This window comes from Dictyobacter halimunensis (genome assembly GCF_036245075.1).
Map to the genome: position 1 here is coordinate 2,034,824 of NZ_BSRI01000002.1, position 22,714 is coordinate 2,057,537.

At 56.3% G+C, this 22,714-nt stretch carries 17 protein-coding genes; 10 read left to right on the forward strand and 7 right to left on the reverse strand.

Annotated features, from left to right (window positions below; all coding sequences use genetic code 11):
• Positions 1–112 precede the first annotated feature (112 nt).
• The gene (locus AABA21_RS22485) at positions 113–1,045 is read left to right on the forward strand and encodes an alpha/beta fold hydrolase (RefSeq protein ID WP_338253829.1); all 933 of its coding nucleotides are present in this window, start codon (positions 113–115) and stop codon (positions 1,043–1,045) included.
• Positions 1,046–1,071: 26 nt separating this feature from the next.
• Here the strand turns inward: AABA21_RS22485 and priA are convergent, their stop codons facing one another.
• Positions 1,072–3,696, reverse strand: coding sequence for a primosomal protein N' (gene priA, locus AABA21_RS22490; protein WP_338253831.1), 2,625 nt, complete (start codon positions 3,694–3,696; stop codon positions 1,072–1,074).
• A gap of 5 nt (positions 3,697–3,701) precedes the next feature.
• Positions 3,702–5,903 (reverse strand): DNA mismatch repair endonuclease MutL, encoded by a 2,202-nt coding sequence (mutL, locus tag AABA21_RS22495; protein WP_338253833.1) that lies wholly within the window; start codon positions 5,901–5,903, stop codon positions 3,702–3,704.
• A 418-nt stretch (positions 5,904–6,321) separates the two neighbouring features.
• Here mutL and AABA21_RS22500 point away from each other — a divergent pair, with 418 nt between their 5' ends.
• From AABA21_RS22500 to AABA21_RS22515, 4 genes are all read left to right on the forward strand, one after another.
• On the forward strand, positions 6,322–7,068 hold the full coding sequence (locus tag AABA21_RS22500) for a hypothetical protein (RefSeq protein ID WP_338253834.1): 747 nt from the start codon (positions 6,322–6,324) through the stop codon (positions 7,066–7,068).
• A 101-nt stretch (positions 7,069–7,169) separates the two neighbouring features.
• On the forward strand, positions 7,170–8,534 hold the full coding sequence (locus AABA21_RS22505; protein WP_338253837.1) for a dipeptidase: 1,365 nt from the start codon (positions 7,170–7,172) through the stop codon (positions 8,532–8,534).
• Positions 8,535–8,721: 187 nt separating this feature from the next.
• Entirely contained in the window at positions 8,722–10,137 is a 1,416-nt protein-coding gene (locus AABA21_RS22510) for a M20/M25/M40 family metallo-hydrolase (protein WP_338253840.1), read from the forward strand.
• A gap of 167 nt (positions 10,138–10,304) precedes the next feature.
• Complete coding sequence (locus AABA21_RS22515) at positions 10,305–11,081, forward strand: enoyl-CoA hydratase-related protein (protein WP_338253841.1); 777 nt, start codon at positions 10,305–10,307, stop codon at positions 11,079–11,081.
• Between the two features lie 72 nt (positions 11,082–11,153).
• On the opposite strand, the gene AABA21_RS22520 is transcribed toward AABA21_RS22515, so the two are convergent.
• The gene (locus AABA21_RS22520) at positions 11,154–11,615 is read right to left on the reverse strand and encodes an NUDIX domain-containing protein (RefSeq protein ID WP_338253842.1); all 462 of its coding nucleotides are present in this window, start codon (positions 11,613–11,615) and stop codon (positions 11,154–11,156) included.
• Positions 11,616–11,726: 111 nt separating this feature from the next.
• Here AABA21_RS22520 and AABA21_RS22525 point away from each other — a divergent pair, with 111 nt between their 5' ends.
• From AABA21_RS22525 to lepB, 4 genes are all read left to right on the forward strand, one after another.
• Positions 11,727–12,989 (forward strand): mannosyltransferase family protein, encoded by a 1,263-nt coding sequence (locus tag AABA21_RS22525; RefSeq protein ID WP_338253844.1) that lies wholly within the window; start codon positions 11,727–11,729, stop codon positions 12,987–12,989.
• A 396-nt stretch (positions 12,990–13,385) separates the two neighbouring features.
• Positions 13,386–14,945, forward strand: a complete 1,560-nt coding sequence (gene rny, locus AABA21_RS22530; protein ID WP_338253846.1) for a ribonuclease Y — start codon at positions 13,386–13,388, stop codon at positions 14,943–14,945.
• Between the two features lie 17 nt (positions 14,946–14,962).
• Positions 14,963–15,847: a PHP domain-containing protein gene (locus AABA21_RS22535; RefSeq protein WP_338253848.1), complete on the forward strand. Its 885-nt coding sequence runs from the start codon at positions 14,963–14,965 to the stop codon at positions 15,845–15,847.
• A gap of 132 nt (positions 15,848–15,979) precedes the next feature.
• A complete protein-coding gene (gene lepB / locus AABA21_RS22540; RefSeq protein ID WP_338253849.1) occupies positions 15,980–16,558 on the forward strand; it encodes a signal peptidase I in 579 nt (192 codons plus the stop codon).
• A 101-nt stretch (positions 16,559–16,659) separates the two neighbouring features.
• Here lepB and AABA21_RS22545 read toward each other — a convergent pair whose 3' ends face one another.
• Positions 16,660–18,270, reverse strand: a complete 1,611-nt coding sequence (locus AABA21_RS22545) for an acetyl-CoA carboxylase biotin carboxylase subunit (protein WP_338253850.1) — start codon at positions 18,268–18,270, stop codon at positions 16,660–16,662.
• A 565-nt stretch (positions 18,271–18,835) separates the two neighbouring features.
• On the opposite strand from AABA21_RS22545, the gene AABA21_RS22550 reads away from it, so the two are divergent.
• Positions 18,836–21,052, forward strand: a complete 2,217-nt coding sequence (locus tag AABA21_RS22550) for a methyl-accepting chemotaxis protein (protein ID WP_338253852.1) — start codon at positions 18,836–18,838, stop codon at positions 21,050–21,052.
• Between the two features lie 82 nt (positions 21,053–21,134).
• Here the strand turns inward: AABA21_RS22550 and AABA21_RS22555 are convergent, their stop codons facing one another.
• The 3 genes from AABA21_RS22555 to rpmI form a co-directional block, all read right to left on the reverse strand.
• Positions 21,135–21,980, reverse strand: coding sequence for a TrmH family RNA methyltransferase (locus AABA21_RS22555; protein ID WP_338253853.1), 846 nt, complete (start codon positions 21,978–21,980; stop codon positions 21,135–21,137).
• A 72-nt stretch (positions 21,981–22,052) separates the two neighbouring features.
• A complete protein-coding gene (gene rplT / locus AABA21_RS22560) occupies positions 22,053–22,412 on the reverse strand; it encodes a 50S ribosomal protein L20 (RefSeq protein ID WP_338253855.1) in 360 nt (119 codons plus the stop codon).
• A gap of 39 nt (positions 22,413–22,451) precedes the next feature.
• Positions 22,452–22,658, reverse strand: coding sequence for a 50S ribosomal protein L35 (gene rpmI, locus AABA21_RS22565; RefSeq protein WP_126595669.1), 207 nt, complete (start codon positions 22,656–22,658; stop codon positions 22,452–22,454).
• Positions 22,659–22,714: the final 56 nt, after the last annotated feature.

The following is a 22,714-nucleotide window of genomic DNA, read 5'->3' on the forward strand; positions in this document are numbered from 1 at the left end:
TGGAAATTTTTCTTTCCGGATTTTTTAACAAATCTATACAAAATCTTGACGTTTGTCGAGTATTGTTGAACTATAACATAACGTTCACTGAGGAGACCGAAGGGATGAGCATATGCAAGGGAAGCGCTGGCTACTGGCGGGAGCCGCGGTAGCAATCAGCGCGATATGTTATACGGCGACATATCGTAGCTGGCGTCAAAAAGCGATCAGCCGCCTGGCCGCGGGCAGTTCACTGATCGAGACACGGTTAGGACCAATTGAGTATAGCTTGAGCGGCGAGGGGCCGGTCGTATTGATCGTGCATGGTTCACCGGGCGGCTACGATATGGGGCAGGCCTTTGCCCGGTTGTTTGGCCGGCCACAGTTCTCGTACCTGTCCATCTCGCGTCCAGGTTACCTGCGCACACCGCTGGAAACGGCCCCCACACCCGAAGAGCAGGCGGACCTGTACGCGGCCCTGCTGGACGAACTGCATATCGGCCAGATTAGCGTGCTGGGTATCTCAGGCGGCGGACCATCAGCGATCCAGTTCGCGCTGCGCCATGCCGGGCGTTGCAGCGGCCTGGTGATGATCAGCGGGGTGACCCAACACTATTCAGAACGTGAGATCTGGCGGACCTATCCACCGCTCAAGCGTATATTCAGACAGTTCTATAATAAGGTTATTGCGCTTGATGCGGTGATCTACCTCGCCCTGCCATTCGCCAGGCTGCAGCCGGCGGGGGCGGCGGCGACCGACCTGGTACGTACCGCCCTGCTCTATAGTCAGAGAAAGCACGGCTACGACAACGACATGGAGCAGTTCGAGAAAATCAGCACCTATCCCCTGTGGAACATCGATGTGCCAACCTTCGCTGTACATGGCACAGGGGACGATGAGGTGCTGTTCGCCGACGCGGAATTGCTAGCCAGCCAGGCTCCCCAGGCCCAGTTAATGGTGATCCCCAACGGCAGCCACATGGCCTTCTATACGCATGCCAGTATCGTCATGCCAGCCCTGGAAGAATTTCTCCTATGCACAGCTGGCACGCGTAATAGCCATTAGATCTATCTTCACGGATGAGGGACCGCTTACAGAGTGCTCACGGGATCAATGTCGATCTCCCACTGTGGCGCCTCGATGACGCGCAGGAGCTGATGCAGATCTGGTCCACGCACAATCATCTGCCAGTGATACTTGCCACGCAAACGTTCCATCAAGGCCGGTGCCGGTCCCACGATATCCGTATCAGTCAGCCCCAGGCGCTCAATCCATTGCTGCAAGCGGTCATAGAGCAAGATCGCCTCGTTCTGACAACGATGGCGATTCTCGTGACTATAAGTAAACTTCACAAAGCGGCGGAAGGGTGGATACTGATAGCGATAGCGAGACTCGATCTCGACGCGATAAAATTCATGGTAATCGTGATGCGAGGCCGTCTCAATGCAGAAGTGCTGCGGATTGAAGGTCTGGATAATCACCTGGCCCGCTTCGGCGCCACGACCCGCGCGACCCGCCACCTGGGTCAGCAGCGTAAAAGCCCGCTCGGTCGTTGAATAGTCGGGCAGACCCAGTGCGATATCCGCCGATACCACCCCTACCAGCGTCACGCCCGGCAAGTCCAATCCTTTGGCGATCATCTGTGTTCCAATCAAAATATCGGCTTCGCGATTGGCGAAGCGGTCCAGTAGCTGCTCATGCGCCCGCCGGTTGCGCGCCGTATCACGATCCCAGCGCAGCAGCCGCGCCTGTGGAAAGAGGCGCTGAATCGTCTCCTGGATCTTCTCGGTGCCCAACCCAAAATAGCGAATCCCCGAGCTCTTACATTGAGGGCAAAACTGCAGCACCTTGCTCTGCAGGCCACAATAGTGGCACAACAGGATGCGCTCAGTCGAGTGATAAGTCAGAGGAATATCACAGTGCTCGCACATGACGGTATAGCCGCAGTCGCGGCAGAGCACGCAGCTGGCGGCGCCGCGCCGATTCAAAAACAGGATGGCCTGCTGCCTGTTCTCCAACACACGGGTCAGTTCCTCCTGCAGGCGACGGCTGATGATGCTGGTGTTGCCCGCGTGCAGCTCGTTGCGCAGATCCACCACCTCGACCGGGGGCAGCGACGCATTGATGCGACCGGGCAGCTCCACCAGTCTATAATGCTCCTGCTCCGCCAGATAGAAGGATTCTACGGCCGGCGTAGCGCTTCCCATGACCACGGGAATATCCAGGATATTTCCCAGCATCAAGGCTGCGTTGCGGGCGTGATAGGTTGGTCGACGCTCGGCCTGCTTGTAGGCCGGCTCATGCTCCTCATCCAGGATGATGATGCCCAGGTTGGGCAAAGGGGCAAAGAGAGCCGAACGGGAGCCGATCACCACATCTACCTCGCCGGACCGGATGCGCCGCCACTCGTCGTAACGCTCCCCCGTACTCAGCTCGCTATGGATGATCGCCACGCGATCCGGGAAGCGCGCCGCCACACGCAGCACAGCCTGCGTCGTCAGGGCGATCTCAGGCACCAGGATGATGCCCTGCTTCCCCTGCGCGATCAGGGTCGCCAGAGCTTGCAGATAGACCTCGGTCTTGCCGCTGCCCGTCACGCCATGGAGAAGGATGGGCCGCAGATCGTACTCATTTCCGACGATACAGTTCAGCGCGTGCTGCTGATCGGGGGTCAGCGGCAGAGGCTGGCTGGTTGGCGTATTTCTGCCCTGGAGTGGATTGCGGCGCAGCTCGGCCTCCTCGATGGCCAGGATGTGCTCATCCAGCAGCTGGTTGAACTGGGCCTTCGTCATGCCACTGGCCTTGCACAGGGCATTGACAGACCAGTGCGCATCGGGATCGGTATTGTGCAAGAGCAGATCCACGGCGGCCAGCTGATGCTGGGCCCAGAGGCTCTCCTTGTCGCTGCGGCCCAGGGTCAGGGTGGCGGTCGCGCTGACCGCCTCGGGAATCGCCCAGGGATTGACAACCGCTTTGCGCCCCTTGCGTCCCGATGACTTCGGCTGCATGACGTGGTCAGGGATGACGGGTACAGGTACCGGGAGGGAGTTACGCTGAGCCCGCTCTTCGGTCCGGGTACGCCACTCCTGCAGCGCATCGCCGCACGACACCAGGCGCACAATCCGCTTCACACGGGCTTTGGCGCGTGGCGCATCCAGCTGCGAATCCTGCGAGAAGAGGTCGCTCTGACGCACCTCTTTTAACACCTCTTTCGCCCGTTTGGGTCCCAGCAATGACTTCAGCCGCTCGACATCAATGGTGCCTTCAGTCATTAGCAGACCGATCAGGGCGCGCAGTTGCAGGGAACCATCCTGTAGGGCCGCATTGAGAGCCTGCTCGTCGTGATCAGCCAGGCGCAGCACCGCCCGAGAACGCTGCATCAGGCCGGGTGGCAACATCATCTGCGCCACATATGCCAGCGGCGTTACATAGTAATTAGCGATCCACTGGGCCAGGGCCATCTGGTGCCCCTGCAGGGAGGGTTCAATATCCAGAATGGTATGGATCGGACGCAGCTCTTCACCCGGTTCAAGCTGCACCCATTCGTCCTGGCTGGTAGTCCAGACGATACCCTCTACCAGGCGCTCCCCATAGGGAACGGCCACCAGCTGGCCCGCGCGCAACTCGGGTTCAAGCTCTTCAGGGACCACATAGGTCAGTAAAGCACGCTCCTCACCCAGCCAGCTGGCGGCCGACGTTAATACATCAGCAAGCATACGTTCTAACGCCTCTCAAATGCACGGGCCAGGGCATTAAGCCCAAAATGCACCATCGTGGGACGACCATGACAGCAACTGAAGGGCGCTCTGGTCTGCTCCAACTGCTCGAGCATCTCGCGCATCTCGCTGACGGTCAAAAAGTAGTTCGCCTTGATGGCGGCCTTACAGGCCACGTTAGCCAGGGCGCGCTCTTCCCAGGTCTCTGTATCACCCAGGCTTTCCGCCGAGCTCAGTTCGATCAACAGCTCGTGCAGGGAGCGCGCGTTCATCTGCTTCACCAGCACACTGGGGACAGCGCGTACCTCCAGGGTGCCATCATGGCTATCGCTGGCCAGCTTAAAGCCGATCTGCTCTAGCTGCGCCTGGTGATCCTCAATCGCCTCTAACTCGTTGGGGGACAGTTCCAGCTGGATAGGTGTCAGCAGCAGCTGAGAGATTGGTGTGCGCGCCTTTAAAGAGGCCACCATTCGCTCCAGCAGAATGCGCTCGTGGGCGGCATGCTGATCGATCAGATACATACCTCCCTCGCCCTCAGTTACGATATAGCTCTGCGCCACCTGACCCACCACGCGCACCTTGGGGAAATGGCCGGTCCGGTGCGGGTCTACCACGTCGATGGCCGGCTCCGTAGAGGAAGATGTACTGGCAGCCAACATCGACACCTGTTGAGGAGGTGATACAGGTTGGACCGGTTCGCGAACCGGAGATGGGGCCGGAGTCTTAACGGGCTCCTCCTGCCTCCCATTGCGCTGCAGCCACATCTGCTCAATCGGGGATAACGCGGGACCGGACGCTTCCGTGATCTCGGGCGCGACGTCCCGTGCGGCAGGGTCACTGGTGGTGGCTTCCGAGCTCTCCTCGATAGCCGGTTCAGGTGCTACAGACGCGCGGCCTGACTCACTCTTTGAACGCTCGGGAGAAGGAATATGGCTCTGCCAGAGGCGTCCCAGCAGCGGGGGCCGCGTCCCACTCTCTTCCTCGGTGACCGTCATCCAGGGATTATCGGCCGGAATATGGCGTCCGCCGGCCTTTGGCAATGGAGCTGGCTGCTGACCGCCGCCGGATTCATAGACCTCACCGGTCTCCTCATCGATATCCAGGGCCAATTTCTCAACGGCCTCGCGCTCCTGCTGAATCGTGCGTGCCTCAAAAGAACGCTGTGGCGCCACCTCTTCCTGTTTGGGGTCCCAGTGCGGCATCTCCGGCTCTTCCAGCAGGGCGGCGCGCACCGCGCGCAAGATCGATGCGTAGACACGGCGCTCCTTCAAAAAGCGGATCTCTGTTTTGGCCGGATGCACATTGACATCCAGCACAGAAGGATCGATCTGAATGTTGATGACCGCGATCGGATGACGGCCGGTCAAAAGCAGAGAGTGGTACGCGCCCTCTACCGCCGAAGTCAACATACGGCTGAGCACCCAGCGGCGATTCACAAAGAAGGAGATATGCTGACGATTGCTCTTGTAGGCGGTTGGACGACTGGTATAGCCAGTAATAACAGGATAGGCGGGGTCCTCGGGCTGCTCATCGCCCTGCACCTGCACCATCTGCTCGGCTATCTGCAGCCCGTACACCTCCACCAGCACGCTCGCCAGTTGCCCATCGCCCGGCGTCGAGAAGATCTGTCGCCCCTCACTAAACACGTTGAAGCGTATCTCTGGATAGGCCAGCGCGTACTGCTCCAATAGATGATGGCAGTGGCTAACCTCGGTATTGCGGCTCTTAATAAACTTCAGCCGAGCCGGGACCGCGCTAAACAGGTTGCGTACCGTAATCGTCGTCCCCTCGGGCGATGCCGCCACCGTCGCATCCGAGATCTGCCCGCTCTGGGCGCTAATCTGCGCGCCCTGCTCAGATCCACGCGGGCGGCTCACCAGGCTCACTTCAGCCACGGCAGCGATACTGGCCAGCGCCTCGCCGCGAAAGCCAAGCGAACGAATATTCTCCAGATCATCAATATCGGCTACTTTACTGGTGGCATGGCGTGTCAAAGCCAGGGGCAGCTCATCAACCGGGATGCCGCTCCCATTATCAGTAATGCGAATCAGCTGCAGGCCACCATGCGTCAGATCGACACGGATCTGTGTCGCGCCAGCGTCAATGCTATTCTCAATCAGTTCCTTTACAACCGAAGCTGGCCGCTCTACCACTTCTCCCGCAGCAATTTTGGCCGCCACATCAGGTGCCAGTTGTCGTATGGGCATATATATACTCCACAAATCAGGCGGATCGTGTTTCTCTACAAAATAGATAAGAACGAGTGTTCATATGGCATTATAGCACAGAGATAGCCCTGCGGAGCTATTCCCTCCAGATCACCGGGACCTTTGAACTCCTCACAATATCCTTACAAGAGCCTCACAAAGTGCATCTTATCAACAAGGAATAATCATTGTCAGTTCAAAAGCGGGTATAATGAACTTATCTGATTTTTTTGCGACCCATAGGCCATATACCCAATGTGTAATTACATATATTACCATGCATATAAGTACTGCTAAATAAAACTAATATCTTCTTAATTGACCACATTAACATGGCTCATTATGCTTGATAGTACATATAGACCCAGGCAGAAAAAGGAGTCGAAGCAAGTGGCAAGCCAGAAAGGATGGATGGGTTATGAGATCTGATGAGATAGACATTCCATCAGCGTTCTATGCCAATGTGCTCAATGGCAGCAGTACCGTGCCCGCGGGTATTCGATTTTGGACGCTTGCAAGCCTGATCATTCAGCAAGCGCTGACGCACCTGGATCCACAGCGCCAGGGGATGGCGCTACGTATCGTGCGCTGCATGCCGCCGCAGGCCGATGGCAAGATATATAGCCTGTTGGAATGCTACGGACAGGGATCTCCCCCCTGGAAAAATAATCTAGAATCGCAGGCGGTCCTGCAGGGAGTGGAATCGCTGTCCGGCCAGGCGGTCACTATGCACAAAGTGGTGGCGCTCCATCCATACGACTCCGAACAGGCTACGTATACGGTAAACGGTACGGCGGGCCTACACAATGTCAGCGCGGCCGCCTATCCAATCCAGCGTTCCAGCCAGATCGCTGGCTGCCTGACAGTTTCAAGCCTGCAGGCCAACTATTTCACGCCCGAGCGCCATGCCGTAGCGCAGTGCTATGCAGACCTGCTGGCCATTGTCTTTGACAGTCAGGAATTTTATGAGGCGCATCGCATTTATCTCCATCTGATGCCCGCTCCCGATGAGCAGAGAAAATACCTGGCCACCTTCAAACAGCGGGTAGCGGCTCTTTTATCGGAAGGATCGGGGCAGAGGCAACAGATCGATACTCGCCTGGCGGAAATGCGCACCTGGCAACAATTCGAAACAGAGTTCCTGGCTATGGATGGGGACGCCTGAAGACCAGGATTGAAAACATTTAAAGGCAGCATCTGCACTGGACAATCCTCAACAGCCCTGCTACCATAGCCCAAAAGACGCATATATGAAAGGCAGTGCTTATGAACCAGATTGAAACGTATATCCAGGGACATGAGAGCCAGTTTCTGGAGGATCTGAAGTCCTGGCTACGAATTCCCAGCATCAGCACGCTACCGGAACATGCGGGCGATGTGCAGCGCGCCGCCGAATACGCGGTCGAGCAGTTAAAGCGCCTGGGCATCGAACACGCCGAGCTCATTCAAACCAAGGGCCATCCCCTGGTTTATGGAGAGTGGCTGCAGGCCAGCAACAAACCAACCCTGCTTATCTATGGCCATTATGATGTGCAGCCAGTCGATCCCATCGAGCTATGGGATAGCGCTCCTTTTGAGCCCAGCATCCGTAACGGCAATATCTATAGCCGCGGGGCTGCCGACGACAAGGGGCAGGTCATGGTAGTCTTGAAGGCGCTAGAAACGCTGTTCAAGGTCAACGGCACTCTTCCCGTCAACGTTAAGGTCCTGATCGAGGGTGAAGAAGAAGCCGGTGGTGAATCCATCGAGCACTACATCAAGACCTACCCCGAGCGCCTGGGCTGTGATGCCGCGTTCATCTGTGATACGCACATGCCCTCACCCGAGGTGCCCGCTCTGATTACAGGTCTGCGCGGCATCATCTATACCGAGGTGATCGTGCAGGGCGCCAAACAGGATCTGCATTCAGGCACCTATGGCGGTGTTGCGCCCAATCCTTTGCACGCCTTATCTATTATCATCAGCCGCCTCAAAGACGCCGATGGACACATCCATATTCCGGGCCTCTACGACCACGTGCGCAAGGCTTCTCACGAAGAAAAATCCTTCTGGGAGCAGGACCCGCTGCATATGGATGAGGCGTTCCTGCGCGAGATGGGTGTCTCACAGCTCTCGGGCGAACTTGAATATCCCCCACTGGAGCGCGTCAGCGCGCGTCCTACCCTCGAGGTCCACGGCATCGTCGGCGGCTTCACGGGCGATGGCGCCAAGACCGTTATCCCCGCCGTCGCCAAGGCCAAGATCAGCATGCGCCTGCCACCGGATCTCAAGTCAAAAGAGGTCTTCAAGCTCTTCGAGCAGACCGTCAAAGATGCTGCTCCGTCCGGCGTCAGTGTCGAAGTCGTCAACCTGCACGGTGGAGAAGGGGTGCTGGTCTCAACGGATTCGCCAGTCATGAAGGCCGCCTCCGCCGCCCTGGAAGAGGTCTACCGCACCCCGCCGGTCTACCTGCGTGAGGGCGGATCCGTGCCTATCGCGGCCCTCTTTGATGAGGTGCTCAACGTCCCGGTCGTGCTGATGGGCTTTGGGCTCCCTGACGACAATCTGCACGCCCCCAACGAGAAATACTCGCTGCAGCAATTCTTTAATGGGATTCGCACGGTTGCGAGCTTCCTCCAGAAGATGGCATAATACTTTTAACTGTATTCCCGCCTACGGCGGGAAAAAGGGGGAGAAGATAAAGCGGGGACACCCCGCACCCCGGCAGGAGGGCCTCACCGGCCCTCCTGCACCTCCCACACAATACCTGCTTTGCATGAATTATTGCAGGCTCTTCTCTCCTCCAGTCAACGTATGGAAGAAGTTATAGTGATGGGTTATGGCTGATGCCGTAGCCCATCATTATCCAAAGAAAGAAAGGCGCATGATGCCCTCTACTCCTGAACTTCCAACCACGTACCTGGCAGATCATGCGGATGAAGCCGTTGATCTGCTCACGCAGCTCTGTAAACAGCCCAGTATCGCGGCCCAGAACTATGGCATTGAGGCCATGACCGAACTGACTGAACGCCTGCTCGCTGAAAGCGGCTTTCAGACTCAACGCCTCCACTATACCTCTCAGGCGCCGGACGCCGTCTATGGTGAGTTGCGCGGCAGCGGCCCCTATACGATACTGCTCTACAACCACTATGATGTCCAGCCCGCGGAGCCGCTGGAGCTCTGGCAGAGTGCGCCCTTTGAGCCAACGATACGCGAAGGCAAATTTTTCGCTCGTGGCGCCGTCGACAACAAAGGAGAGATCGCGGCCCGCCTGGCGGCGATTCGGGCGTTACGCGCTACCTATGGCGAACTGCCCGTTACGCTGCGCTGGATCATCGAAGGCGAAGAAGAGATCGGCAGTCCCCACTTTGAGGAGATCGCCGAGAAATATAGCGAGCTTTTACAAGCAGACGGCTGCCTCTGGGAGGGCGCTGGCTTCACAGACGATGGCAATCCTTCATTGAACCTGGGAACCAAGGGACTGCTCTACGTGCAGCTGGATGTGCAGGGGGTGGGAATCGATGCCCACTCGGGCCAGGCTCCGATCCTCCCTAGCGCCGCCTGGCGCCTGGTCCAGGCTCTGGCCAGCCTGCGTACGCCTGCCGGACAGGTGCGCATCCCCGGCTTTTACGCGGCGGTCAGACCTCCCACTGAGGAACAGTTGGCGGCCATCATGCAGCAGAAGAATAAGGATGAGCAGTTAAAGCAGGCCCACCAGGTAGAGAACTTTGTTGATGGACTGAGCGGCGTCGCCCTGCGTGAGCGCGTGGCCTTCGCTCCCACCTGCAATATCGCCGGCCTCAACAGTGGCTACACCGGAGATGGGGTCAAAACAGTTCTACCGGCTAAAGCCATGGCTAAGATCGATTTCAGACTGGTGCCTGACCAGGATCCACATGAGATCCTGCGGCAGCTGCGCGGCTACCTGCACGAGCAGGGCTACGACGACATCAACCTGACCGTGCTGGGCGCAGCTAATCCTGTGGTAACGCCGATCGATGATCCGTTTGTGCAAAAGATCCGCGACATCGCCGAAACCTTCGCCGACAAGCCGGCCAGTATCTCGCCGATCGTCGGCGGTTCGCTGCCACTGCTGGATGCGTTGAAGCGGCACGTTGGTATGCCCGGCCTGAGCGCCCCCGGCAACGTCGGCTACTGGGGCAGCGGGGCCCACGCCCCCAACGAACACATCCGATTGGCGGATCTTGAGCGCGCCGTCCGCTACAATTGCTACATGTTCATGGCTCTAGGTTAAGCATTCGCATAATCGTTAACATACAGCGGGGAGGTGCAGGTGGGGCTTGTTGCCCCACCTGCACCTCCCCGCTGTATGTTAACGATTATAAGGGATACCCACGAGGATGATATACTAGCAAAAGCTAATCCATAATATGACCTTACATTTAAGGAGAATTGCAAGATATGGCAGAATACACCTCAATCCTCGTTGAGCGCGAAGAGAAAGTGGGCATTATTACGCTAAATCGGCCCAAGGAGCTGAATGCTCTGAACTTCCAATTGGTCAATGAACTGGCCGATGCGCTGGAGGAATTCGATCGCGATGAAGCGATTGGTTGTATCATCCTGACCGGCTCTGGCGAGAAGGCCTTCGCCGCGGGCGCCGACATCAAGGAGATGGCCGATAAATCCCCGATCGACATGCTGCTGGGAGGCTTCGAATCCTGGGGGCGCATCCGTAAGATTCATACGCCGGTAATCGCGGCGGTAAATGGCTATGCATTGGGCGGCGGCTGTGAGCTGGCTATGCATTGCGATATCATCCTCGCCTCCGAGAACGCCCGCTTTGGGCAGCCGGAGATCCTGATCGGCGTCATTCCAGGCGCGGGCGGCACACAACGCCTGGCCCGTACTCTGGGCAAGTATCGTACGATGGAGATTGTGCTGACAGGCTCGCCCATCAACGCGAAAGAACTTGAAAGTCTTGGCCTGGTCAACCACGTCGTTCCCCAAAGCGAGCTGATGAACGAGGCGCGTAAGCTGGCCAACAAGATCGCCGGCCAGGCGCCGATCGCGGTACGCATGGCGAAAGAGGCGGTGCTCAGCGCGTTTGAAACCTCGCTGGAAGAAGGCTTAGATATAGAGCGTAAAAACTTTTTCTTGCTCTTCGCGACCGAAGATATGCGCGAAGGGATGCGCGCTTTTATAGAAAAGCGCCAGGCGCACTTCCAGGGTAAATAATAAGTTAAAAAAGTCAATCGTGCAAACATCGGGTGCTTGGCACCCGATGTTTGCACGATTGACTTTTTTAACTTAGGCGATTTCTTCGCCGAGGAGGGCAGAGACGTAGGCTTCTTTGAGTTTGGGGACGGTTTCGTAGCCGGATAATTCATCGGGTTCGATCCAGCGCATATCGACAGCCTCCCAGTCGGTCTTGATCTCGTCGGGTGCCAGGACGTGGAAGAGGAAGGGGTGGACATAAAAGTGACGTCCCAGCTCTTCATCCACGTGCTCAACCACTGTCCCTCGCCGCAGCATATGGACCTGGTCGCGCCGCAACCCGGTCTCTTCCCCGATCTCAACATATGCCTGTTCATCAGGAGACACATTAGCCTCTACAAAACCACTGATACCTGCCCAATGCGCATGATAGCTGCCAACACGCTGGCTGCGCTGAACCAGCAGAATACGCGTATGCGGACCATCCGTCCGTTGCAGGAAGCATGTAACAACATGTGTAGTTTGTAATGGAGCGGAAGAATGTGTTGAGCTCATTTGCAACTCCTTCATTTGTGAGATGACAACCGTTGCTATTTCTTGTATACTCGTATAATTAATTGCGGAACACAACCGATAATAATCGATCCAATAGGAGTTTAATCTTGTATGCAAGCACAAGAAACAACAGATACAACAACCTCTGTAGACCCTGAGGATCTGCAACATACATGGCGAGCCTCCCTGGTCTCCTGGCGCAAGGCGGCCCTGGCAGCCCTGCCAGTCTTTCTGGTGACGCGCCTCTTACTGCTCGTGCTCACCTACTTTGGTGGCATTCTTTTCAACGCCCAGGGTCCATCGTCCTTTGCCTTCAGCGTCCAGAATATCCTCTATAACTGGTATCACTGGGATGCAACGCGCAACCTGACCATCGCCACGCAGGGATATGTTGATCCCAGCTACACAGCGTTTTTTCCGCTCTATCCCACTATTGTACATGTCGTCAGCGCTCCCCTGCACATGGATATTTTGCTGGCCGGCATGATTATCTCAAACCTGGCCTTTTTCGGCGCGCTCACCGTACTTTACCTGCTGATCGAACCAGAGTTTGATGCCAGCATGGCCAGACGCTGTATGCTCTACCTGGCGATCTTTCCGACCGCCTTATTTTTCTTTACCGCTTACAATAGCGCCCTCTTCCTCTTTTTAACGCTGCTCTGCCTCTATCTGTTGCGCCGACGTTCCTGGTGGTTAGCCGGCTGTATCGGAGGGCTGGCCGCGTTGACCGATCTACTGGGTATCTGCCTGTTTATCGTTTTTCTGTGCGAGTTTTTTCGGCAGCAGCTGCCACAACTACGCCAGGCGGAGCAGGACCGAAACGCGAAGCTACGCGCATTGCTACCATTGATCGCCGCGCTCTTGATCCCGGTTGGATTGATCGTATACGGCTATGCGCTCAAAAAACCCTTCCATGATGGACTCATTTTCTTACACCCGCGCCCAGGCGCTCCCAGGATCGGGTTTTTAGCGGGCCCGGCCACTGCTATTCGTACGCTTTTTAGCGGCTCACCGTATACATATGCCGCCACCCACGCACTCTTCGAGTTGCTGCTCCTGCTTGGAATGATTGCTCTATTGATTATGGGTTTTGTCGGACGTGAAAAGCTGGCCCGGAGCTTCTGGCCGCTACAGGTCTTTGGGATACTAGTCATCGTGTATGCGTTGCTGGTGCCCAATCAACCAGGCCAGCCCTTTAATCAGTACGATCCATTGCCGGCGATACAATACACAGCTCTGCTCTGTATACCCGGCTTCCTTATATTGGCTCGCCTGGGACGATACCCCTGGGTTCACCAGGCCTATCTACTCTTCGCCACGCCACTGATGGCGTTTCTGGCCTTTCAAATGTTCAAGGTGCTCTGGGCTATGTGATCCGGAGCACCCACGGTAGTCAGCAGGGATAGTATGGTTTGTCAGTAATTAGTACGAAAAAACAAGGGATACAAACATTGAAATATGAAATTAATTTTACCCATGGCAATAAAACGCATTTCATGACAAAATAGAAGGTAGATATATTGCAAAAATTCTGGAAAGGCTATCCGTACCGACGCACAGCAGCTCGAATAACCAGATACTTCTACCACGCATTTTTGCAGTTCATCAAAGCCTTCTTATTGACGTATAGTTAACACTCTTATATAGTATGCTATGGCACATAGTGCATCTTGCCTATGGAACACAGCTAAAAAACATCTAAGTTGCACCAAATAGTCATTTTCGAGCCTTTATAGGCCTGATCGTCTTTATCATTGGAGGTAGGCCGACGTGTCAAATATTTTCGTCTGGGCCGGTCTTGCTCTTCTTCTGGTTTTAGGAGGAGCCCTCATCGCACTCTGGGTAGGTATCTCGCTGGGATCTTCGCGCAACAAAGCATCCTATGAGGAAAAGTTGCGCGCCCTCAGGGAAGCGAGCGAACAGCGCCTCCTCTCGGCGCAAGAACAACAAAGTATCGCTCTCAGGGAAGCACGCGATGAGACGGCGAGCATCCGCACCGCGATCGAACGCGAGAACGCGGAGAGACGCGCAGAGATACAACGCCAGGAGCGGCGCATCCAACAGAAAGAAGAGAATCTGGAGCGTAAACTTGATGCTCTAGAGACGAAGGAGCGCAAGCTGGCGAACAGGGAACGCGCCCTCGACCAAACTCGTGAAGAGCTTGAGGAAGAGAAGCGCAAACAAACCACAGAGCTAGAACGCATTGCCAAATTAACTGAGGAACAGGCAAAAGAACTGTTGCTCAGTCGCATAGAACAGCAGGTTCGTACCGAAGCCTACCATCGCGTTCGCCATATTGAAGAGCAGGCACGCGAAGAAGCCGACGCAAAGGCGCGTGAGATTATCACACTCGCGATTCAGCGCTGCGCCTCCGACCAGGTGGCGGAAGCGGTCGTCTCGGTGGTGCCGCTGCCGAACGATGAGATGAAGGGACGTATCATCGGTCGCGAGGGTCGCAATATCCGCGCCCTGGAGGCGGCTACCGGCGTCGACCTGATCATCGACGACACCCCAGAAGCGGTTATCCTGTCCGGATTTGATCCGGTACGGAGAGAAATTGCCCGGGTTGCATTGACAAAGTTAATCATGGACGGGCGTATCCATCCCGCTCGCATTGAAGATGTGGTGGCGAAGGCGCGGCAGGAAGTAGATTTGATTGTGCGCGAAGCAGGCGAGAACGCGGCCCTGGAGGCGAACGTCCACGGACTGCAGCCAGAGCTGCTCAAGATTCTGGGTCGCCTGCACTTTCGCACCAGTTATGGTCAAAACGTGCTCGCGCACTCGGTAGAGGTATCGATCCTTGCGGCGACGATGGCCCACGAACTGGGAGCGGACGTCAACGTCTGTAAGACGGCCGCCCTGCTCCACGATATGGGTAAAGCCATCGACCAGGAGGTCGAGGGTCCGCACGCGATCATCGGTGGTGAAATCGCCCGCCGCTTTGGCAAGTCGCCGAAAATCGTCCATGCCATGGTCGCTCACCACGCCACCGAGACTGAGCCCCAGACGTTAGAGGCAGCGATCGTGCAGGCGGCCGACGCGATCTCGGCGGCCCGACCAGGGGCGAGGCGCGAAACGATCGATCTCTATATCAAGCGTCTGGAAGCTCTCGAGCATATCGCCAACTCTTTCACCGGCGTGGAGAAATCGTTTGCTATCCAGGCTGGCCGCGAGGTGCGCATCATCGTCAAGCCGGAAGAGGTCGATGAATACGCCGCCATCCGCCTGGCCGGAGATATCGCGCACAAGATCGAGGAGGACCTGGATTATCCGGGCCAGATCAAAGTGTGCGTGGTACGCGAGACGCGCTCCGTCGATTATGCAAGATAGACAGGGAACAGGTATACATGGCAAATACAATTGATCTGCATACCCATTCAACCGCATCCGATGGCCTCTACAGTCCAACGGACCTCTTACAGCAGGCTCAGCAGGCGGGCTTGAAAGTGCTGGCGCTGACCGACCATGATAGTACAGAGGGGATCGTCGAGGCCAGCGAGGCCGCCCAGAGACTGGGGATTGAATTTATTCCGGGCATCGAGCTCAACGCCGACGTGGATCGTAGCGAGATCCATGTGCTGGGCTACTACCTGGAATATCAGCGACCTGAGTTTCAGTCCATCCTGAAAACCTTGCGCGATGCACGCGTCCGCCGTGGTCAGCGCATGGTTGAGCTCCTTAACGAAGAAGGGATCAACATTTCCTGGGATCGTGTACGCGAATTGGCCCAGGGTGCCGTCGGTCGTCCCCATGTAGCCAAGGCGCTGATGGAAGCCGGCTATGTGCAGTCCATCCCTGAGGCCTTTGACAAATATATTGGCAAGGGCTGCCCCGCCTACGTGCCACGCTACAAGCTGACACCCGAAGAGGCGGTTCACCTGATCAACAGTGCCAACGGGTTGGCCGTCATGGCCCATCCCATCACCGTGCCAGGATTGGATGAACTGCAGCGATGGCTGCCTGGCCTGCAAAAAGCCGGGCTGGTGGGACTGGAAACCTACTACGGTCCCTATACGCACAAGGATGAAGACGCCCTGCTCTCACTGGCCAGTCGCTACAATCTGATTCCAACCGGTGGAACCGACTTTCACGGTCCAGGCATCCATCCCACACCACTGGGTGGACGCTTCGTGCCACCTGAAGCGGTTGAACGTTTGAAGGCACTGGCAGCCAGTCGCCGTGGTAAAACGCCTCCTGCTTTCGAGCTACCCGCACCAGTAGAAGAGAAGTAAACAATAAAAGGGGCGAATACAATTGTTTGTTAAGAATATGATACAATTGTACTCGCCCTCTCTTTTTGCCCATGTCATTCGCTAAAGAGAGCCGCCAGACAATAAGCATCACTCATCGAGGAGATTATACCTATGGGTCGAAAAGAGCGCTCCATGCTGGTACGTTTGTGGCTGCGGCAAATTCTGGAAACTGTCACCCTGGTGCTTTTAATGCTTCTGCTCATCCGCGTCACCCTGCAAAATTTTCATATCGATGGCCACAGCATGGAGCCTACCCTGCACGATCAGGAATATATTCTCGTCAATAAGGCAGCCTATCTGCTACAAGGACCCGCCCGCGGCGACATCATCGTCTTCCAATATCCACGCGATCCCCAGGAAAACTATATCAAGCGCATCATCGCCACCCCCGGCGACCGCATCAGCATCATCAAAAATACGGTAAGCGTAGACGGCATCGTCCTGCACGAAAATTACATCAACAAAGATGATCCCTACAATCCTTATCCGGCCATCAAGCAGCGTGTGCTAGGACCCGGCCAATACTTTGTCATGGGTGATAACCGGGGCAATAGCTCGGACTCGCGGGCCTGGGGCATGGTGCCGCGCCAGAATATCATCGGCAAAGCAGTTGTGGTCTACTGGCCCTTCAACGTCGATAATCTTGGACTACTTCCCAACGAGAGTGGCGTCTTCGCCCACGTTCGTTAAAATATAAGTGTCTCCGGCGATGCATCGCCGGAGACACTTATATTTGACTCCCGTCACCCTGGGGGCGCGTGAGCGCCCCCAGGGTGACGGGAGTCACAAAGCTACATGCGACGCAAGCCATCGCGCCGGGCGATATCGCTCCAGCGGCTGGTAGACGCGGCGCTCTGGGTAGCGGGCTGACGACGCGCCTGCTCTTTCTCCTGGTGCTCTTGAGCCATCAAGCTGGCCACTACGGCCGCCAGCTGTTCCAGCGACAGATCCTCGCTCTGGGATGGAGTAGACCCGTTCTGTCCATCGCTAGTGGCTGATGCAGGCTGCACGCGCAGGTCGGCCACCTTCTGTCGCCCCTCCCATTCTTCGGCGATAAAGTCTGTGGAGAAGTCGGCGCTGGCAAAACGTGGATGATCCACCAACCAGCGCACGAACGGCAGTGTTGTGCGCACGCCTACAATGGTATATTCATCCAGAGCCCGGCGCAGACGAGTGATCGCCTGCTCGCGATCGCGTCCCCACACAATTAACTTTGCCAGCAAAGGATCATAAAAGAGCGGCACCTGCAGCCCCGCATACAGACTGCTATCCACGCGCACACCAGGGCCCGAAGCCTCCTGCAGTCCCAGCACAGTCCCGGTTGCTGGCAGAAAGCGGTTCGCGGGATCTTCCGCCGAGATGCGACATTCAATCGCGGCCCCGCGCAGCACAATATCCTCCTGCTTGAACGAGAGCGGCAGACCCGCCGCCACACGCATCTGCTCCTGCACCAGGTCGACGCTGGTACACCATTCGGTGACGGGATGCTCCACCTGAATGCGCGCGTTGACCTCCAGGAAATAAAAATTGCGGTCAGGTCCCACCAGAAACTCGGCGGTACCGGCGTTAACATACTGGATGGAACGCACCAGGTTTAGGGTCACCCCGGTCATGCGTACGCGCAGCGCTTCATCCATGATCGGCGATGGCGATTCTTCAATCAATTTCTGATGCCGTCGCTGGATGCTACACTCACGCTCTCCCAGGTGCACCACGTTCCCATGGGTATCCGCGATGAACTGGACCTCGATGTGACGCGCGGGCGTAATCGCTTTTTCGATATAGACCCGGCTATCGCCAAAGGCGCTCTGGGCCTCGCTACGCGCCGTACGGAATGAGGACAAAAGGTCACGCGACTCGCGTACCAGGCGGATACCTTTACCACCACCACCGGCGGCCGCCTTGAGCAGCACGGGATAGCCTAATTCCTCGGCCTTGCTGATGATCTCCTGGTCGTCGGACACGTCGGTCATGGCACCGGGCACGATCGGGACCCCGGCCGCCTGGGCCGCACGCCTCGCGGCCGTCTTCTCACCCATAGCGCGTTGGGCGGCCGCCGAAGGACCTATAAAGATCAGTCCCGCCTCCTGGCAGGCATCGACAAAATTCGCGTTCTCGGCCAGAAAACCATAGCCGGGATGGATCGCCTGGGCGCCAGCCCGCTGCGCGACCTCAATTAATTTTGGGATATTCAAATAACTCTGCGCCGCCACCGCCGGACCAATATGGTAGGCCTCATCGGCCATACGCACATGCAGGGCATTGCGGTCCGCGTCACTATATACAGCCACGCTCTGCAGGCCCAGATCGCGGCACGCCCGTATCACACGCAGAGCGATCTCGCCACGATTAGCAATCAAAACTTTCTGAAATGGCCATCGAGAAATATCAACGTTCTCCAAAAGAAGGCTCCTTCGACTTCAATGTGTCAGACACTCTTTTTACTAGTATGCTTGAGCGCCTCCGCACAGGCGTCCGCTGGCGCGGCCGCACTGTTTTGTATATTGGTGCATGGGGGCGCGAATGCGCCCCCATGCACCAATATACAATGAACTTATGAGCACTGTGGTGCCTGAATGTTTAGTGTTGGTGCAGCAGAGGCGCATTCGCGCCCCCATACACCACCTCAAATTAGGCTGCTACGCACCGCAGGTGCGAAAGCTCTTGAGCGCTCCCACTGGTTATATGTATTGGTATCACAGGTGCGCATTTGCGCACCTGTGATACCAATACATACACAATTTTCTGTCAAAAGTATAGCACGTCTCTAGATACATGGTTAGATTGGGAAGAAAAGGCTAAGGGGTAACGAAAATTTTGTAAAAATGAAATCGCGAGTACACTGAATTTTGACTGCAATTCATTCATGACTCTTATTTTTATATCATCATGGATGGCATTAGCAGGCGTTGCTTCGTGCGGATATGTTGAGAGGTTTTTGGTGTCTGAGGAGGAGCCGAAGTACCAATGCTAAAATTGATAACAAAAATGCCGATCGCCCGCCGTCTCTTGCTGGCGTTCCTGCTTACCACGGTCATACCCGGCATTATTATCTCTGTGCTGGGCCTGACCTTTTATAAGGGCCAGACCGAACGAGGTGAGATCATTCGCCTAAATATAAGCGCATTCAAGTCCGCCACCACGGCAGGCACGTATCTCCCCAATCTCAATGCCTTGTTAATCACCACATACCTGGAGCAATATCAGAGCCATCAGCAGGCAGATAAAGCCCAGGTGGAGACGAATATCCAGTTGATTCAGCAAACGAGCAAGCTTTTTGATACCGAGGCACACAATTATCAAAAAAATTACGAGGTATTGACCGCGTCAAAGATGTGGTCAACCCAGAGGATACTGAAATATAGTCACCTCGATCCTATGCTCCCTCTAAAGCAGCAACAAGATCTGAACCGGGTCCTGCATATCCTCTGGCCCACCTATCAGGCCGATGAGGCGAGCATTCTGGAAGCGATCAATCAGCAGATGCCCGCAACCACGGTGCGCGACCTGATAACAAAAGCCAATCTTGACTATACGCCATTAGAAAATCAATGGGACGAAGTTATCGGTATCGCGGAAACAATCAGCACGCGTATCGTGACAACGCGCATGACCCAGGCGCACCAGATTATTTTTCTGACCCTGATCGCCATTTTTGGCACCATCATCTTGACCACGGCCATCGGCTACCTTGCCTATCGCTCGATCACAATTCCGCTGCATCAACTGGCGCTACTGACGCGCAGAATCGCTAAAGGCGATACCCGGGCACGGGCTACCATCGCCACCCGCGATGAGATCTACCTGGTGGCAGCATCGATGAACACAATGCTCGACAACATTGTGCGGCTCATCCAGGAAACGGAAGAGCAACGCGATAAGCTGCAGGCCCGCGTTGAAAAGCTGATCAGTGAGGTCAGCAGCGTAGGTGATGGCAATCTATGCGTCCAGGCCGAGGTCGATGATAGTGAACTGGGCATCCTGGCGGACTCGTTTAACTATATGATCGAGGCCCTTGGCAGCCTGGTGGTACGCGCCAAATCGGTGGCCGGCGAGGTCGCCAGCTCAACCTCAAAGATCCTGAACTGCATGACCCAGCTGGTCGAGACAGACAATAATCAGCTGCAACAGATCGCGCGAGCCAGCGCCGAAATCGAGCAGATGGCGGCCTCCAGCCGCAATGTCGCTGAACGCACACGCGTGCTGTTTGACGTCGCCAACATCGCCCGCCAGGATACCCAGCTGGGACGCGAGTCAATCGAGCAGGTGATGGAGGGCATGGGGCGTATCAATAACAACGTGCAAATTACCGCCAGCAAAGTTCACACCCTGGGCGACCACTCACGCGAGATTGACGAGGTTATCGAGGTTATCTCTAGCATCGCTCACCAGACCAACCGACTGGCCCTGGACGCCGCCATCCAGTCCGCGATGGCCGGTGAAAACGGCAAGGGCTTCGGGGCCGTCGCCGCCGATATCCGCCGCCTGGCCGAGCGTACCAAGGACCAGGCCCACCTGATCACGCGCATCGTGCGCAGCATCCGCGAAGAGATCGGCACGCTGGCGATCTCGATGCAGGATACCGAAAAGGAGACCACCAGCGGCAGTCAGCTCACCCAGGAAACAGGGGTCGCGCTGCAATCCATCTTCACCGCCATCGAACACCAGGCGAAAGAGATAGAGATGATCAACCAGATGGTGGCACAACAGCTCCAATCCTCGACCACGGTGGTCCACATTATGGAAAACGTAGCTGAAACCACCCAGCAGAGCAGCGCCAATACCAGGGATGCATCACAACATGTTGAGCGGCTGGCGCGCCAGGTACGCCAGCTCCGTACCTCCGTTGAGGCCTTTAAGCTACGCGAGGGACACAACTACCAGATCCCAACCACCAGCGCCACCATCAATTGGGAAGAGGACGAGGAGCCAGAAAGTCCACTCACCATCAGCGGCGTCTTCCGCACCGTCAGTGCCACCCTGCGTCCCGTTGCTCGCAATGCCCGGCGCGGCGCGGCCATCTCGGGCATCTATTTCGCGCCACCCGACTCGTCCGATGATTATCGTTGCGCTCTACCGGGTCCCCATGAAACATCCAAATCAGGTCAGAACTGGGACCGCCTTCCGCAATCGGAAGAATGGCAGAGCAATAAACCCATCGATAAAAGCGGCACCGACTGGTAAGCTGTATGCAACTTACAGATAGCAGCAAGATATGAGCCATCCCTGACCTCTACAAAAGTCAGGGATGGCTCATATCTTGCTGCTACTGAGATGATCCAGACTGTATGGCCTGCTGGCGCACCGCTTCGTATAAGATGATGCCGGTCGCCATGGCGACATTCAGGGATTCAACCTCGTTGGCCAGGGGGATACTGATCGACAGGGTAGATAGCGCATGAGCCTGCTGGCCGGGTCCATGCGCCTCATTACCCACGATCAAGGCGAACGGCTGGACAAGATCCTGCATGTAATACTGCTGGTCGCAGCCAGCCTCGGCCAGCAGCACACGGGGGTGTCTTCCACAATGCTCCGATACACGATTCGCGATGGCCTCCCAACTCAGGTTGATCTCAACCGGCAACAACACATGGGCGCCAGCGGCCGAACGTACAACCTTGGGACTGTAGCAATCGACGCAATGAGGAGTCAGCAGGACACGCTCAACGTTCGCCGCCAGCGCGGTCCGCAAGATCGTGCCCATGTTGCCGGGGTCCGCGATATCATCCAGGATCAGAAGACAGGGACGAGCAGAGGGACGGCGGCGCCGTTGAATGGTGGCGGGATCGAGCGCATCTAGCGGCAAAACGCTGACCACGCCCTGCGAGGTCTGGGCGTCACCAAGCGCCTCAATAACACGTTCACTGACCTCGATCAATTGCGAGGAAGGAGCGTGGAGCAGACGCTCAAGCAGGGCTGCACCCTCCAGCGTCCGCTGCAGCAGCGCAGGCTGATAATAAACCTCCTGCGGCCACAGTTGCGCATTCAAGAGGGTCTCAAGCAAGTGAGGACCCTCAAGCAGAAAGGAGCCACTTTTTTTGCGGCCCCGCGCCGTATGCAGGGTCTGCAGCTTACTGATGCGTGGATTAGAGGGACTGGTAATCAGAGTCATGGCTGGCATCCTCAAACAACAAAGGACCCGCCATATCACTACTGACAGGCGGGTCCCTTGTATGAATTGCTACTACGCTTTAGCGGCGTCCAGTGCTGTCTTCACCAGTGTACTGAAGGCACCCAGATCGTTGACAGCCATCTCGGCCAGGATCTTGCGATCGACGTCAATCTGAGCGACGCGCAGAGCATGCATCAACTGGCTATAGCTAATACCATGCATGCGAGCGGCGGCATTGATACGCACGATCCACAGGCGGCGCATGTCGCGCTTGCGGTTGCGGCGGTCGCGATACATGTACGCCATCGAGCGCATGACCGACTCATGGGCGGGGCGGAATACATTGCGGCGTGTTCCACGATGTCCTTCCGCAAGCTGGAATACTTTTTTATGTTTCTGGTGGGAAGTTACTCCACGTTTTACCCTTGGCATATTCTGTCCTTATCCTTTTCGAATTTCGTTCTTGTACAATTAGAAAGCGTAGGGAAGCAGGCGCTTCATGCGACGCAGATCAGCTGGCTTCAGCTCGAACATTTTGTCCATTGAACGAATAGCCTGAGGGGATTTGTTGCGGCGCAAGTGGTTAAGAGCGATCTTGCGGCGCATAACTTTGCCGCCAGCGGTCACTTTGACGCGCTTGGCCATGGCTTTGTTGGTTTTTAACTTCTGCTTTGGCATTGTTGGCTCTTTCTTTCTTTTAATGGCGGGGCAAAATTTATTTTTCTGTTTTCTCC